Annotated in this window: 7 protein-coding genes; all 7 read left to right on the forward strand. The window is 48.8% G+C overall.

The features are described 5' to 3' along the window. Positions 1-15: 15 nt before the first annotated feature. The 7 genes from E0E47_RS01380 to E0E47_RS01410 all read left to right on the forward strand — a co-directional run bounded on the left by E0E47_RS01380 (position 16) and on the right by E0E47_RS01410 (position 16,139). Positions 16-1,731, forward strand: a complete 1,716-nt coding sequence (locus E0E47_RS01380; RefSeq protein WP_130892664.1) for a RagB/SusD family nutrient uptake outer membrane protein — start codon at positions 16-18, stop codon at positions 1,729-1,731. Between the two features lie 5 nt (positions 1,732-1,736). Beyond that, entirely contained in the window at positions 1,737-3,665 is a 1,929-nt protein-coding gene (locus E0E47_RS01385; RefSeq protein WP_130892665.1) for a fasciclin domain-containing protein, read from the forward strand. A 36-nt stretch (positions 3,666-3,701) separates the two neighbouring features. Then, positions 3,702-5,312, forward strand: coding sequence for a hypothetical protein (locus E0E47_RS01390; RefSeq protein WP_130892666.1), 1,611 nt, complete (start codon positions 3,702-3,704; stop codon positions 5,310-5,312). Positions 5,313-5,316: 4 nt separating this feature from the next. Beyond that, positions 5,317-8,553, forward strand: coding sequence for a SusC/RagA family TonB-linked outer membrane protein (locus E0E47_RS01395; RefSeq protein ID WP_232038287.1), 3,237 nt, complete (start codon positions 5,317-5,319; stop codon positions 8,551-8,553). A gap of 19 nt (positions 8,554-8,572) precedes the next feature. Next, positions 8,573-10,264: a RagB/SusD family nutrient uptake outer membrane protein gene (locus E0E47_RS01400; RefSeq protein ID WP_130892667.1), complete on the forward strand. Its 1,692-nt coding sequence runs from the start codon at positions 8,573-8,575 to the stop codon at positions 10,262-10,264. A 175-nt stretch (positions 10,265-10,439) separates the two neighbouring features. Continuing rightward, entirely contained in the window at positions 10,440-14,075 is a 3,636-nt protein-coding gene (locus E0E47_RS01405; RefSeq protein WP_130892668.1) for a hypothetical protein, read from the forward strand. Between the two features lie 105 nt (positions 14,076-14,180). Then, complete coding sequence (locus tag E0E47_RS01410; RefSeq protein ID WP_130892669.1) at positions 14,181-16,139, forward strand: right-handed parallel beta-helix repeat-containing protein; 1,959 nt, start codon at positions 14,181-14,183, stop codon at positions 16,137-16,139. Positions 16,140-16,493 lie beyond the last annotated feature (354 nt).

Consider the following 16,493-nt stretch of genomic DNA (forward strand, 5'->3'; position numbering starts at 1 on the left):
TAAAATGTTTACGTTATGAAATTCTATATAAACAAACAAGTGACAAGATTGTTCTCTGCGGCTTTATTGGCATCTTCGTTGACGGCTTGTGATGATTTTTTAAGTATTATCCCGCTCAATGACGTCGTATTGGAGAACTATTGGACAGAAGAGGCCGATGTGGCCAGTGTGGTGAATTCTTGTTATGCGCAGTTGGAATCGGGCGATTGCTTGAAGCGGATGTTGGTATGGGGTGAGATGCGTTCTGATAATTTGACTACGGGGGCAGGTGCTCCACAAGACATTATCCGGATTGCGGAAGAAAACTTGTTGGAAACGAATGGTTTTGCGAAATGGGAATCCTTCTACCAGTGTATCAACCGCTGTAATACGGTGATTCATTATGCGCCTCAGGTGCAAGCAAAGGATCCTAATTATACGGAGGCTGAATTGAAAGCGAATATTGCAGAAGCTACAGCTATACGCAGTTTGTGTTATTTTTATTTGATTCGTACATTCCGTAACGTTCCTTACGTGACGGAACCGTCCATTGACGATACGCAGGACTATCAGGTTCCTGCTTCCGGTTTCGATGAGGTTTTGGCTCATATTATTGCTGACTTGGAAGCCGTGAAGAATGATGCGATACGGACTTATGGCGAATATAGTAATGACAATATGAACCGTATTACCCGTTATGCCATATATGCCATGTTGGCAGACATGTATCTGTGGCAGGGGGATTACCAACGTTGCATAGACTATTGTGATTTGATTATTGATTACAAGAAAGAGCAGTATGACGATATGCTCCAGGAATCTTCTTCTTTCATTGAAAATGTAGAGCTATACGGTGAATTTCCTTTGATTTCAGAAGCTCCTTATGGTTCGTCTTATGCGGGTACGGCATTCACGGAGATATTCGGGGAGGGAAATTCCTTTGAGAGTATCTTTGAATTAAACTTTGTGGATTCGGAGACGCGCGAGAATCTCTTGACGAAAGAGTTTTATGGGGCATACAATAGTACGAATGTGGGACAACTTGCAGCATGCCCGTATTTGAATGCTCAAGTGGCGGATGGTTCAAATTCTTATTTCAAGCGGACTGATTGCAGGGTATATGAGAACATGTCGGGAGAATCTACGGTAAGTATCCGCAAGTATGTCACTGCAGGCGTTGAATTTAGGACCAATACGACTACGGGTTCGGCTCCTACGGTGAGTGAATATCTTCGTTCGAACAATGTGGGCAATTGGATTGTGTATAGGCTTACGGATGTGATGCTGATGAAGGCGGAAGCGGAGGTGCAACTTGCCGGAAATGTGGGAGATGGTTCTTCGCTGACATCGGAGCAGGAGGCTCGTTACCGGTCTGCTTTCTCTTGTGTGTCAGCTGTTTGGAAGCGGGCCAATAATAAACGCATCGCGACTACTGATACGTTGGTTTTTGAGGATTATGGCACCTCACGCTTGAGTATGGAAAATCTTGTGTTGGAGGAGCGTCAACGTGAATTGATGTTTGAAGGCAAGCGTTGGTTTGATTTGGTACGCCTTTGCCGTCGTGAAGGCTCCAACACCCGCATGTTAGATAAGGTTATGCAGAAGTTCAGCGAGAATACGGCTGCGCTCCGTATCCGCCTCTCTACTCCCGATGCCCTTTATTTCCCCTATCACGAAGATGAGTTGAAGGCCAATCCTTATCTGGTACAGAATCCGGCCTATGAGAATGAAAATATAACCACAACTGAATAATAGATATGAAAAAAATAGATAAAATATTAATGCGGTTCGTGATGGCGGTTTTGGTCATGCCTGCTTTCACAGTGTCTTGTTCGGACGAACCTTTGGCAGAGAACTATTATACGTTTACAGGAGAAATGGTGACTGACTATCTTCAGAACCGTTCCGGTGAATTCAGCGACTTCATAGCCATTCTCCAACGTTCCGGTATGTATGGCATGATGGCAGCCTACGGGAGCTATACTTGTTTGGCTCCGAATAATAAGGCCGTGGAGCAATATCTTCATGAATTGGGGATTCAAAGTGTGGACCAACTTACAAAGGAACAGTGCGATACCTTGTCATGGAACCATATTATTGACCAGGCCTACTTCACTACGGACTTGATAGATGGGAATATCCCCACGGCAAACATGAATGAACGCTATCTGACGTTTTCTTGTGACTCCGATGCCTTGAACAACAATAATGTGATTTATTACATCAACAAGAGTGCACGTTTGATTGTACGGGACGATTCTGTGGAAAACGGTGTGGTACATACGCTTGACCGTGTGATTGTGCCCCAGTCGTTCCTGTTGCCGGATTTGTTGGCGGAAGATTCCACTATTTCCATTTTCAATGAAGCACTCCGGTTGACAGGTTTATGTGATTCGTTGAGGCAGTATATCGACCCTACTTACTCTTGCGGAGAAGATTCCGTAAATCAGGATATGATAATTTCTACGGGAGGGTCATCGTACACTATGCGTTATGTGGGTACGCGGATGAAACGTTACACGGCTTTTGTGGAGACTGATGAAGTCTATGCAGCCAACGGCATACACGATTTGGATGATTTGAAAGCACACGCCAAGCAGGTATATGATCAGATGTTTCCTAAGGATGCAGGATTGTATGATGACGATTGGACGAACCGTAAGAATCCCTTGAACCGTTTCATTTCTTATCATTTGTTGCCATATTACGGGGCTTATAATGATTGGACCGTGTCGGGTGACATTAAAAATACATGTGCCAAGACGGATTTGATTGATTGTACAGACTGGTATACCACAATGTTGCAGGGAACTATCATGAAGATGAGTACGCCGTCCGATGGACTTTTCATCAACCGTAAAGGAGTGGGGGCACGTTATACGGTTCGGGGTACTAAAGTACTTTCTCCTTCAGAAATCGGTGACGTGGACCAACAGGCCTTGAATGGCATCTATCATTACATTGATCAGGTCTTGGACTATAATCAGGAAACTCGCGATGTCGTCTTTAACGACCGTATTCGTGTCATGGCTGCCACGCTATCTCCGGAATTCATGAACTGCGGTGCGCGTGGAAATACGGAACGTGCCACGGGATTTAAAGTTGTTGAAGGATGGGATTTTCATGGCAAGACCCCGACCATGACTTTACGTAAGCGTGATGTCTGGATGGTGACTTATGCGGATTGTATCGATATGGTGGGACAATTCGACGTGACGTTCAAGTTGCTTCCTGTACCTAAAGAAGGGACTTACGAGGTACGTTTCGGCTATGGTTGGGGAGATATGCGCGGAAAGGTGCAAGTTTATTTCGGTACGGACCCGGATGGTTTGTTGCCCATGGGGTTGCCTATCGACTTTACGCTTTGGCCTACAGACCCCTTGATTGGTTGGGTGGCTGATACTCCGGGTGACGAAGAAGGAAACCGTGCCATCGACAAGGCTATGCACAATCGTGGTTATATGAAGGATATGGATTCTTGGGCGCAAGGCGGAGCCAATATCCTGCGAGCACAACCGATGAAATTGCGTAAGATCTTGACCACGGAGAATATGAGTCCGGAAAAGGATTATTACGTACGGATTAAATTGGTTGTGGATAACCCACAGGCCGAGTTGCCTATCAATTATTTCGAGATTGTGCCGAAGAGCATCTATGCCGGGGTAGAAGCCGAGGATACCCATTGATTTGAGGTGATATAGGGAAAATATAAAAATAGGTATATGAAAACAAATAATAAAATAAAGATGTTTGCGGTAGTGGCAATGGCCTTGTCGGCTGTGGCTTGTACCGATACGTGGGACGAACATTATGGTAATGAAGGCCGTCCTGTGTCTGACAAGTCCCTTCTTCAGGTGATGGAGGAACAGGGTGATTTGGGTGACTTCCTCAAGGTGCTCCGTGCCACGCATGTGTTTAGCAATAATAAACCCACAAAAGTGACGTACGCAGATTTGTTGGCCAGCGACCAGACTTTTACTGTTTGGGCTCCCAAAGACGGGCAATTTAATGTGGACTCTTTGTTGGCGGAGTGTCAGACTGTGTCGGGTGATTCTATGTGCGGGCAGCATTTTGTGCAGAATCATATTGCGCATTTCGTAACCAACAGTACGGATGAGAAATCAGTTCTTATGCTCAATAATAAGTATCTTGATGCCATTCCCGGTTCTTTCCAAGGTGTGACGTATGAGTCCGGGAGGGCTAATGAAGCAGCAAAGAACGGGGTCCTGCACGTGCTTTCCGGGGAATTGCCTTATTTGTATAATGTATATGAAGCTTTGACTACCTTGTCGGAGTATTCCGGAATCGGTTCCTTTTTCAAAGGTTATGAAAAATTGGAATTGGATGAGAACTCCAGTATTCAGAGCGGAATTGTGGATGGAAACATCGTCTATTCCGATTCAGTGATGGTTACGACTAACATATTGTTTAGCAAGTTCGACCGCATAAATGAGGAAGACAGTAGTTTTATTATGTTGGTTCCTGAAACTCGGGTGTGGGATGAGGTTTATAATGAGGCAATGTCTTATTTCAATTACGGCAGCGTGAACCAGGCGGATTCTTTGCAGCGTTTGTATGCCCATCAGGCGCTTATTCGTGATTTGGTGTACAACCGGGATATTGGTTGTTCCCACATGGCAGATTCCGTGTATTCGATTGCATATAGCAAATATGACGAGGAGCGTCGCCATGTGTATTACAAGCCGTTGGCTGCCGGTGGAATCTTTTCTTCCGATTTCGTGCGAGACACGATGGCTTGTAGCAATGGAGCTATTTATAATTTGTACGAATGGCCGTTCAAGCCAGAAGACATATATTTCTACCCGGTAAAGACCGAAGCCGAGTATGAGAGCATGATGACAGATTACGAAGATTGTACTTATGCGTCACGAAGCTCGGTAGCCGACAGTATTTCCGATGGCTATTTGGTGATTTCGCCCCGTACGAATTCATCCAATTGGACTATGGAGTTCCAAATACCCTCTGTGTTGTCCGGTACGTATGATGTTTGTGCGGTTGTGTTGCCTCGTACAGTGTATAATGCCAGTGACCGTAATTTCCGTCCATGTAAATTTAAGGCTTCCATTGGTTACGAGACGGTAGACGGCGTGGAACAGACTTACGATTTTGAAGACGAAGTGCAGAACGACCCTTATCGGGTAGACACGGTGAAAATAGGTACGTTCACTATTCCGGTATGCAGTTATGGCCAATCCGATGCCAAAGTCCACTTGACGTTGGAATGCAGTATCAGCCGTATGGAGTCCGGACGGTATAACCGCGAGATGTATCTTGATTGTTTATATTTCAAACCCAATAGAGAAGAAGAATAGTGCCATGAAACATATTTTATCAACATTTTGCCTGATGGCCGCCGTGGCAGCTCCGGCGGTGGCTCAAGAGGTGGATCAGGAATCTGCCCAGGCTACGGTACGGGATTCTGCAAAGATGGTAAAACCCATGTTGCCGGAAGTTCCGATGCGCGAAATTAAAGGACGTGTCTATGATAATGCCACAAAGCAGCCGACAGCCGGTATCAGCGTCTCTGCTTTCAATGACGCACGTTATGCGGCTATGACCGACGAGAAGGGGGATTATGTAATCCGGGTTCCGGAATATGTTACTTCCTTGTGGATGCGCGGAGACGGTTACAACTCCCTTCAAGTGCCGCTCGGCAAAGGGAAAGGTCCGGTGGATGCCTATATTTTCAGCGATACTTTCAATCCGGTCTATACGGCTTCTGGGGCAGCTACGAGTGAAAGGACGGTGGCTGTGGATTATAACACGAATGAAATCAGCATTGACGGTCAGATTCAGAACAAGTTGGGAGCTGATATACATTCCATTACGCGTAGTGGTGTGCCAGGCATGGGCGTGGCCATGTTCATGAACGGCTTGAACTCGCTCAATACGAACGCGCAGCCGTTGGTTGTCATTGACGGGGTCATCACTGATATGAGGCTTTCGGCTCCTTCCGTCCATGACGGTTTCTTCAACAACCTCCTTGCGAATATCATGGTGGAGGATATTGAGAAAATCAGTGTTTTGAAGAACGGGACGGCTATTTATGGTGCGAAAGGTGCGAATGGGGTGATTCTCATCGAAACTAAGCGTAATAAGAGCATGGCCACGAAAATCGATGTTTCTATCGGTGGAAGCTATGAATTATTGCCCAAGTCGATGGATATGATGGATGGGGAACAGTATCGTATCTACGCTTCCGAACTGATTGGAACGACGGGTACGACCAATAACAGTTTCAAGTTTTTGCAGACGAATCCGAATTATTACTACTATGATGTGTACCATAACAATACGGACTGGCAGAAACATGTGTACGAGGAAGCCTTCACCCAGAACTATAGCATCAACGTGCAGGGTGGGGATGACGTGGCCAACTATAATCTGTCGGTAGGGTATGCTGCGGCTGATGCCACGCTGAAGAACAATTCTTTTTCGCGTTTCAATCTGCGTCTGAACTCTGACATCGTGTTGGCGAAAAACCTCACAGTACGTTTCGATGCAGCTTATAGCGATGTGACGCGCGACATGCGTGATGACGGGGCACCGGCCACATTGGATGACGGCGTGATTTCTTCACCGGGGTTCCTGAGCCTGATCAAGTCGCCTTTCCTCAGTCCGTATGCGTTTGACACGAATGGGAACATTTCTTCTTATTTGGCCGATGCTGATGATTACCTTTCAGATGTGTTGGTGACCAAGCCTTATTTGAACTCGTTGGCCAACCCTCTGTTTATTCTGGAAAACGGAGACGGTGACAACAAAAATTATTTCGGTAACCGTCTTATCACATTAGCCGTGACTCCGAAATGGAATATCAACCGCTATTGGAGCATTTCAGAGCATTTCGCATTCCAATTGGTGAATACGGACGAGAATGCCTATTTGCCGATGAACGGTGTTCCGGACTTTGATGTGGAAGGTGTGGGTGAAGCCTTGCAGAACCGTGCTTCTGCTTTGGCCGCACGCGAAACGGTCATCATGAGTGACTCTTATTTCGATTATGCCCGCCGTTTCAAGGCACATTGGCTTGGCTTGCGTGGAGGCTTGCGCTATCAGCGTACGAGTTACCAACTGAATTCCCAAGTGGGGTACAATAGTGGAAACGACAAGACCCCTAACATGTCGAATAACTTGCTCTACAAATCTACGGACGGTACGGAAGAAGAAGTGGTGGACATGACTTATTACCTTTCGGCCGATTACAACTGGCGTGAGCGTTACTATGTTTCGGCAGCGCTCAGTATGGCCGGTAGCTCCAAGTTCGGAGTGGATGCTGCCGACGGGGTGAAGATCGGCAATTATGCTTGGGGATTCTTCCCGTCAGTGCAGGCTGCATGGGTGTTGACCAATGAGTCGTGGATGCCCCGTACACGTGCCCTGAATTATTTGCGGCTGAATGTGGGTTTCGACCTTGTGGGTAACGACGACCTTGAAAGCCAGGCATCGCGTACGTATTTTGTGGGACAGAAGATGTGGAATACGTCGACAGGCTTGTCTATGGCCAATATCGGTAACACGCAATTGCAATGGGAGACTACGGCACGTTGGACGGCAGGTTTGGATTTGTCCCTTTTGGACAACCGTTTGGGCGTGAACTTCAATTATTTTTATGGAAAGACATCCAATTTGCTTAGCTTGAGCGCGTTGTCGTATGTCAGCGGTTTGAAGACCAATTGGAAGAACAGCGGTGAGATGAAGAACCAAGGTTTCGACGTGAGCCTGTCTGCCAGGGTCATCGATTTGAAAGACTGGAAGTGGAGTTTGGGAGCCAGTGCAGGACATTATAAGAACGAGCTGACTTCCTTGCCGAATGGTTCGTTTATTACGGAACTTTACGGAGGCAATGTGCTTTCACAGGTAGGTACGGCTGCCGGCGTGTTCTATGGTTACAAGACAGACGGGGTTTTTTCCACAACGGAAGAGGCTGATGCCGCAGCTTTATACCAGATTGACGAAACTGGGGCGAAGACCTATTTCAGGGCAGGAGACATGAAGTTCGTTGACGGGGATGGTAACCATATAATTAATGAAAAAGACATGCAGGTTATCGGTGATCCCAATCCCGACCTTTACGGGAATATTTTCACTAACGTGCGTTGGAAGAACCTTTCATTGGACGTTGTCTTTAATTATTCTTTGGGTAACGACGTGTATAACTATCAACGCCGTTTATTGGAGAGCGGGTCACGTTTCCACAACCAGACTACCGCCATGTTGTCCCGTTGGACACATGAAGGACAGGAAACAGATATTCCCCGTACCTATTATTTGGACACACCGGGCAACAGCCGCTTCTCCGACCGTTGGATTGAGGATGGTTCCTACCTTCGTCTGAAGAATGTCACGTTGAGCTATTACTTTCCTATCCATACAACTTATTTGCAAGGTATTACGGTGTGGGGAGCTGCCAATAACCTGCTTACGTTCACGAAGTATTTGGGAGCAGATCCGGAGTTCAGTGCAGACAACAGCGTGTTGTCCAGAGGTATTGATCGCGGTTTGTTGGCCCAAGGACGTAATTTCTCATTGGGCGTAAAGATTAACTTGTAACATTCAAATGAAACGAATCATGAAAAAGAACAAGATATTTTCTATGGTATTGGCATTGGCTTTTGGTGCCGGTGCAGCCTTTACCTCCTGTGTGGATACGGATTCAAGTTTGGTGGACTTCAATCCCCAACTGAATTCACCTAACGATACGGTGTTTTCCCTTTTGGGCATTATGAACAAAATGCAAGTGGTGGCCGACCGTACGATTATCCTCGGTGAAATGAGAGGGGAACTTTCATCCGCGACAGAAGCAGCCACGACCGACCTGAAAGAACTGGCAGACTTCACGGCAACTGTGGAGAACCGTTATAATGCGCCGGAGGATTATTATGCCGTCATTCAAAACTGTAATTATTATATTGCCCATGCCGATACGATGCTTGCTTTGCGTGGTGAGAAAGTGTTCATCCGGGAGTATGCCGCAGTGAAAGCTTTCCGTGCATGGACTTATTTGCAGTTGGCCATTTATTATGGCAAGGTGCCTTTCTTTACGCGACCGTTGATGACGGAGGTGGAAGCGGATCCTTCACGTTATCCGTTTTATGACGTGAAACAGGTTTGCGAATACTTCATTCCGGATTTGGAACCTTATGTGGAAACAGATTTTCCCTTAGCCGGGAACGACCGTTATTTCATCCCCGTGCGTGCCTTGTTGGGCGACCTTTGCCTTTGGGCAGGGCGTTACCGGGAGGCTGCACAATACTATCATGACTATCTGACGCATCCCGACAATCCCTTGGCTCCGGCCGGCAATATGGAATCCCGTTGGATGAGTTATGAATTCAAAAGCTATTCTGCGAGTTATTCAAGTACTACCGATGTGACTGGGATACGGATGGAAACCAGTGAATATGACGGGGTGGTAAGCCGGTTGGGAGATATCCTGAATTCCACGGAGGATAACCGTTATTATTTTGAGATGACTTCTTCGCAGGCGTTGTTGGAGCTGTCTCAGGCGCAGCGTTACGTGATGGTGTATACGGATCCGACCACGAATTTACGGGATACGATATCACCGGGGGAGAATACGATATATAATGACAGCCGGGCGAGGGGAGACTTGCGTTTGTGTTCAAATGTCACTACTTCTTATGCGACAAGTCTCGATGACTATTCGGAGGATTATCAAAGCATAAGCCGTTTCTCTGTGTCATCCAATTCCCCTTTCTTGTCGGAAATCCCCCTTTACCGGCTTTCGTCCGTCTACCTTCGTATGGCTGAAGCTTACAACCGTGCGGGGTTGCCCGAATCGGCTTTTGCCATTCTGAAGTATGGGCTGAGCAACGGGACTGTATCCAAGTATATCAGTGCCGGTGAACAAGGACGTGCAGGTGATTTGCTGACGTGGAGTCCATATAATTTCATTACGCAGGACATGTCGTCCACCTCTACGACGACGGTGAATACGGAGGGAATCCATTCTTATGGTTGTGGCGAGTCTTATGCCGACACGCTTTATGTCATTCCCGAAGGATTGGCCACTCGTGAAGATTCCATCCTCTTTGTGGAAGATTTGATTTGCGATGAGATGGCTTTGGAGCAGAGTTTCTTGGGGCAGCGGTTTGGCGACTTGCAGCGTATCGCGCTTCGGCGCGGCGACACGGACTTTTTAGCCCGTAAAATAGCCGGACGTGACGGGAAAGATGGTTTCAATACGGAACTTTATGGCCGACTTTCTGATCGGGAAAATTGGTATTTACCTTTGGAATGATGTTGTAATTGGTTGTAAATCAATGCTGATTGAAAGATGTTACAAATACGAAAGTATATGATACAAAATATTTTGGAGAAGATTCCGGCAAAGGCTAATTTAGCAGCCGGAATCTTATTTCCGACAGAAACAGAAGAGATATGGTAATTTTAGTATTAATCTTAAATTGAAGTTTATGAGGAAGAAAAACTTTTTGATGTTGCTCGGCCTTGCCGGATTCGGTTTGACGGCGCAGGCACAGGTCATTGCAACGTTAGGTTTCGAGGATGGTGACCAGTTCTACCATCACAAGGACTCCACGCAATTTGCGGACTTTTACGGTGACCACATCAATCTCCAACCCGGGGATGTGTGGAATGAGAAGTGTGAAGAGTCCTATTCGGGCAAGTATGCCTTGGAGGCGAACAACTCCAATACGGTACAGGGTTCCCAATGGTTTCGCGGTTTGAAGTTACGCTATCTGCCCATTGAGGAAGGCAAATCCTACCGTGTGTCGTTTTGGGTGAAGGCCAATCAGACGTTTATAATGGCCGATGGGGGCGATCCTATCAATACGGCCATCAAATCGAGCCTGTCCATCGGAAGGGAAAACCTTGAGGCTCCCTTGATGTCGCAGAGCGGTACGCAGTATTATTACGATTGGAAGGATGGCATCATGACGGGCGATTGGCGGCGTTTGTCGTTCGTGGCTTACAACTCCGGAAAGGCCGTGCAGGACAAGTTCTTCGACCAGTTCGACGATAACATCAAAGACATCATCGTGAATGATCCGGACGACCCGTCGAAGAACGACACGATTTGGTGGAAGGGTGATGATACGTCGTTCCCTGACACGTATTTCCTGACCATCAACATGTACAATCCTGGTCGTTACCTTTTGGATGACATTAAGATTGAAGAAGCCACGATGGCAGGCTGTACGTATAATTATGATGCCATCAAGGTGGACTTCGGTTATCCTACGAATGCCGCCCAGTTGGCTTCCGCCAGCACGGACCCGATCGGGGTGCGCCTGTTGCCCAATTCGTATGTGAAGGTGACGAACGGCGAGGAAGAGATGGAAGTGGCTTCTGTGGAACTGAAGAAGGATGGTTACATGTATATTTTCATGGCGAATGAAATCGCCGAGGATGAGAGTGCCAATATCAAAGTCAGCTTCACGCCAGATGCGGATTGCCCTCTCATCTATACCACCGACCAACGTCCGAGCATGGATGTGACGAGCGAGATGAAAGTGCTCCCATTCACGAGCGAAGCCATTTACTATGATGAGACTATTGAGGAAATGTCTTATCTGATGGATGGTCCGAACTATTTGTCTTCCGTGCCCGAAGACCATAGCTTTGAGTTGGATCCGGCCACGTTCAATGAGGTTCACGTAACTTACGACCGTGCCGTCTCTACGGAAATTGCTTCCGTCTTATTGATGCAGAATGGGGTTCAAGTGGCTGATTTGTATAGTTCCACAGTGGTGTCTGAGACCGATCCGAATACTTTGGTCGTATCGGTCGGGACATTGGAAAATGGCGAATACCAGTTGGTGGTGTCCAATGTGACTAATGCAATGAGCGGTTTTGAGGCTTTGCAGTCGCAGACCATCAACTTCTCCGTGGGACCGGACCAGAGCACGGGAACGAGCGAAATGGTTTATTCTGCCGCAAAAGACTTTGCCACCTATGCTAACGGAACTTTCCCGAAAGGATGGTTGTCGAACGACAATGGGACCATCCACCAGTATGGCGTGACGGAAACCGGTGAGGTCTGGAATTATAACTGGGGTGGTAACATCGGAGGCGGAGGATGCCGTTTGCAAGGTCCTTATACCGGTGATTTCAATGGCATGGGACTTTATTGGCGTGCTACCGGCGGTACGGTGGGTACGGCTACTTATGGCGAACAGGTAAAAGACTATGTGATGCCCGACGGCACTTTGGATCCGGAAATGGATCCGGGAGTGGCTCTTCATTTGACTCCACGTAAATATCAGGTTTCATTCCGCATGGCGGCATGGAAAGGTTTTGCCGATGGCACGTTCCCGAAATATGACTTCTCGCTCGAAAAGATTGATTTGAACAATCCGGATGCAGAAGGTGAGGTGGTAGCCCAGTTCAATGGTGTGGAAGCCAAGCCGAGCGTGGAGGGTGCTCAAAATGTTCAGGTGACGGGCACAACCCTTTCCACTACGGAGTTCACGGTGGCAGAAGAGGGTTATTACATGTTGAAGTTCTCTTGCCAGAGCGAGGGTGGTTTCCATGAATTCCTTTTGGGGGCCGTGGAATTGATTACCAAGCCTTCCGATGCGGCATATTACAAGGCGCAGTTGGCTGCGGCCGTGGACAGCGCGACCGTCGTGCTCAATGCTGTGGCCAATGAGATTTACAATGGCCAGACAAAGACAGCCTTGGCCGAGGCTTTGGAAGAAGCCAAGGGCACGTTCAACAGCCCGTCTGCCGTGGAGGCCATGAACGCGAAGTTGTATGGTTTGTGCGGTACGATGTTGGCCCGTCAGGCTAATGTGGATAACTATGATCCGAAATTGCAGACATTGCGCGACAACATGGCCAAGATAGACCCGGCTTCCAAGTATGTGATGACGGATGAATATATTGAAGGCGAAGCTTTACTGAAAGAATATGGCGAAACGTCTTCTTTGGACTTGGACGATGAGGCATTGGCAAGTGCCGTAGAAAAGCTTGAAGGCGTGGCCGCTAAAGTGGGTAACATTGTCTCATGCACGGATGCTCTGACTTATCGTTTGACAAAGGCTGCCGATGCCGCAGAGAAGTTGGGTGTGGAACCTGAAAGTGCTATCAATGATGCACGTAACGCTTTGTTTGATGATGATGCGTTGGCTGGAAACATGGTTTACCACAACAGGCAGGCACTCTACAAGATGTTGGCTGAGACAGGTAAGATTGCCGATGAGGCGAGAGATACACTGTACAGCGAGACGGAAACGGATGAGACTACGGCCACTGGCTATAAGGTTTTGACTTCCGGTGTTGACCTGACAGGTTTCGTGAAGAACCCGAACTTCTATTCTTACATCAGTGAGTCTACCGATAGCGTGGACAGCGAGAACACACCGGGTTGGGATGTAGTTGAAGGTAAAGTGACGGTGACTGTGGATGGCTCTTGGAATGCCACAGAGGACAAGCCTGTGGCCGACAACCGTCTGCATGGTTTGAAGATGGAGTACAAGATTTGCCAGACTGTGACCGGGCTTCCGGTAGGTATATACGATGTGCTCTTCGATACCCGTACTTTCAAGAACGCCAACGCTTATTTCAATGCCGTGAACGATGAGACGGGTGTGCCCGACAAGTACATCTGGGCTGTGACTTCCGATGCTCCGAACGATACTATCCGCGTGATGTTTGTGGGCGGCGATATCCAGTATGATGGCAAATGGGGTGGATTCCCAACTGTCATTCCGGACATTACGGTGAAGGAAGGTACGGTGCTGACCATCGGTATAGCTGAGAAATACGTTTCCGGTAAGAACTTCTGTCTCAAGGATGAGAACGATCAGTGGTATGATGCCGGTCCGGAAGCAGGCGACCAGGGTAACTGGGATACACAGACCATGGCCGATGATGCACGCCTCTTCTTCAAGGCTCCGCTTGCTGGTTACGACTATGCCAAGGCGTATGCCGACAATATTGACGGCGTGAAGGCTGCCGAGGCCGTGTCTTATGAATACTACACGTTGGACGGCATGAAGCTCGAACGTCCGATGAGGGGTGTGAATATCGTGAAGATCCATCGTGCCGACGGAACGACCGACGTGAAGAAGGTGGTAGTGAAGTGAACTCATAATTTTATTTTTTAATATTCCATTTCAGGGGGAGGTTTTCAGGTAAAGGGAAGCCTCCCCTTTTTCTTGGGTAGAACGATGTAGGTTAAGATGAGTATTATGAAAAATCAGAAAAGAATCCTAATTGCCTTTTTGTGCTTTTCGGCATTCATGTTGCATGCGGCCGATGCCGGGGGCAAGTCTTATTATGTGTCAGCTGCTGCGGCTGACGGTGACGGGACACGGGAACACCCGTTCCGGAGCATACAGGTTGCTGCCTCCCTTGCCCGAGGGGGCGACACGGTGTTCGTGTCCGGAGGTTTGTACGTGCTCGACGATGTGAAACCCGGCAATTCCGGCAGTGAAGGGCGTTATGTGGTGTTTCAGGCGCAGCCTGGCACGGGAGAGGCCGTACTGCAGCATCCCGACACGTCACCCGGTGGCTACAGCGCGGTGTTCGATCTCTCCGGAATGCGATACGTCTGGTTGGAAGGCTTCACGTTCCGAGGTTTCAAGTATGCACGGTGCGCTGTGGCGATGAACGGGAGCGAAGGTTGCGTGGTGTCCCGTTGCAGGTTTGAGCAGTTGGGGCATCCCGAGGTGTCGGCATGGAATGCCAACTCCGTCATTTGGATGGGGAATGCCCGGAGGAATGCGGTGGTGGACAATGTTTTTGAGGACATCATAGGCGACGGGGTTTCCCTCAACGGCCAGGAATGTACCGGCAACATGGTGGCACACAATTCGTTTTTCCGTTTCAGCGGCAAGAAACGTTCCTGGGGCGGAGAGAACCTTTATACGCGGTGCGTCGACGTGCAGGACATGTCAGACGGGGATAACCTCGTCGTTTCCAACTATTTTTCGGAGGTACGCACTTGCATTTGGCTCGACCGCGATGGTAGCCGTAATGTCATATTGAGGAACCGTGCGCACGATTGCGGTGATTTTGTTTTCAATGAATCGAGGTGTGCCGGCAACGTGGTGGCTGAAAACATCGGGGGCAACTTGGAGGGGATAGGCTACCAGACGGCGCGTTATGCCACGGGATGGACGGAAGACGCGCAATGGACAAACAATGTGGCTTACCGTTGCGAGACCGGTTTCTTTGTCCACAAGTCGCGGCGCGACCGCATGCGCGGCAACATCGTTTACGATTGTTCGGGATACAACATCGAGTTCTCCGATTCCGCATACGGTGCCGGCCCCCATTTGTTCGTAGACAACATCGTGTACACGCCGGGGAATACGAAATCGGTCGTGTTGTGTGGCCGGGAAGTGATGTTGCGCACGTTCCAATCCCGTTTGGACGGCGAGGGCAACTTGGAAGGCTCACCCGGATTCGTGTCGACGGCCTATGGAGAAGAGGACTTCACGTTGAGGGAAAACAGCCGGGCCAAAGGCATGGGATATGGCGGGGTGGACGTTGGGGCGTATCCCGTCTATGGACCCGGACCGGTCGGGGCTGCCGGACAGGATGTACCGGTGCCCGTGCAAGCCGGTTTCGACCGCTATGTCGTGCGGATGGACCGCGATGCGGAAGTGGCTTTCACCGTACGTCTTTCGCGTCCGTGCGCGGAAGAATTAGGCTTGGCCTTGCAACCTGTGGCGGGAGAGGCTAGGGAAGGGGAAGATTTCCTTCTTTCGACGGGCGAATTGGTGTTTGCGCCCGGCGAGACCGTGAAGCGTTTCACGATGGCAGGCATGGGGCTTTCGCCGTATGACGAGCTGTTGGCTTTGCGTCTCGTGCCGAATGTCGGCGAAGCCGGTGCGTCTTGCGGATATGTCGTGGTGCAAATCCGCAAGAACACGGAGGGGGAGCCGGAGTCGGTGGCCGGAAACCTTCGGGATGCCGGGGACTGCAGGATAGTTTACGATAGTGGAAGAGGGACGTTGGCCGTGGGATGGCAGGACGGCGAGGCTGCGGTTTGCATATACAGCCACGACGGGCAGATGGTGCATCAAGCCCGTGCCACAGGCGGCAGTTACAACTACGACATGGGTGGGATGCCACGCGGGTTCTACATAGTCAGGGTGCAAAGCTCCGATGGGCAGGCATCGAAGATTGTCGCGAAAGAGTAAGCCTGTGGATTTGTCAGTTTGTCAAAAAGTCAATTCACGGCTTATGAGAATCTGTTATTTGTGCCCGTTGCAGGGCGTGTCCGGAAATAAACGAATCTCGTACGTTGGTGGGATGACTTTTTGTCGGTATGGTAATGTTTTTGTTCGCAAATAGAAAGTAAGGAGGGCGTGTCGGGCGTATGCTGCAATGGAGCGTGAAAGCCGGAAGTGGGATTTGCCTGACATGCCTGCTTCCTTTTTTGGATGGCAGGAGGGGGGCAATTAGAGAAAAAACAAGCCTGTACGGCACGATTTTGAATGGCCTTCAAGACGTTTTTGGACGGATTTGCGGAACAGGCCGGTATGCCATGCGGA

It is taken from the genome of Paraprevotella xylaniphila YIT 11841 (genome assembly GCF_900683745.1).
GTDB classification, from domain to species: domain Bacteria; phylum Bacteroidota; class Bacteroidia; order Bacteroidales; family Bacteroidaceae; genus Paraprevotella; species Paraprevotella xylaniphila.

Bases quoted from the DNA above. Each gene is read 5' to 3' on its own strand.
- E0E47_RS01380 (WP_130892664.1), top strand. From the start codon at position 16: ATGAAATTCTATATAAACAAACAAGTGACAAGATTGTTCTCTGCGGCT.
- E0E47_RS01385 (WP_130892665.1), top strand. From the start codon at position 1,737: ATGAAAAAAATAGATAAAATATTAATGCGGTTCGTGATGGCGGTTTTG.
- E0E47_RS01390 (WP_130892666.1), top strand. From the start codon at position 3,702: ATGAAAACAAATAATAAAATAAAGATGTTTGCGGTAGTGGCAATGGCC.
- E0E47_RS01395 (WP_232038287.1), top strand. From the start codon at position 5,317: ATGAAACATATTTTATCAACATTTTGCCTGATGGCCGCCGTGGCAGCT.
- E0E47_RS01400 (WP_130892667.1), top strand. From the start codon at position 8,573: ATGAAAAAGAACAAGATATTTTCTATGGTATTGGCATTGGCTTTTGGT.
- E0E47_RS01405 (WP_130892668.1), top strand. From the start codon at position 10,440: ATGAGGAAGAAAAACTTTTTGATGTTGCTCGGCCTTGCCGGATTCGGT.
- E0E47_RS01410 (WP_130892669.1), top strand. From the start codon at position 14,181: ATGAAAAATCAGAAAAGAATCCTAATTGCCTTTTTGTGCTTTTCGGCA.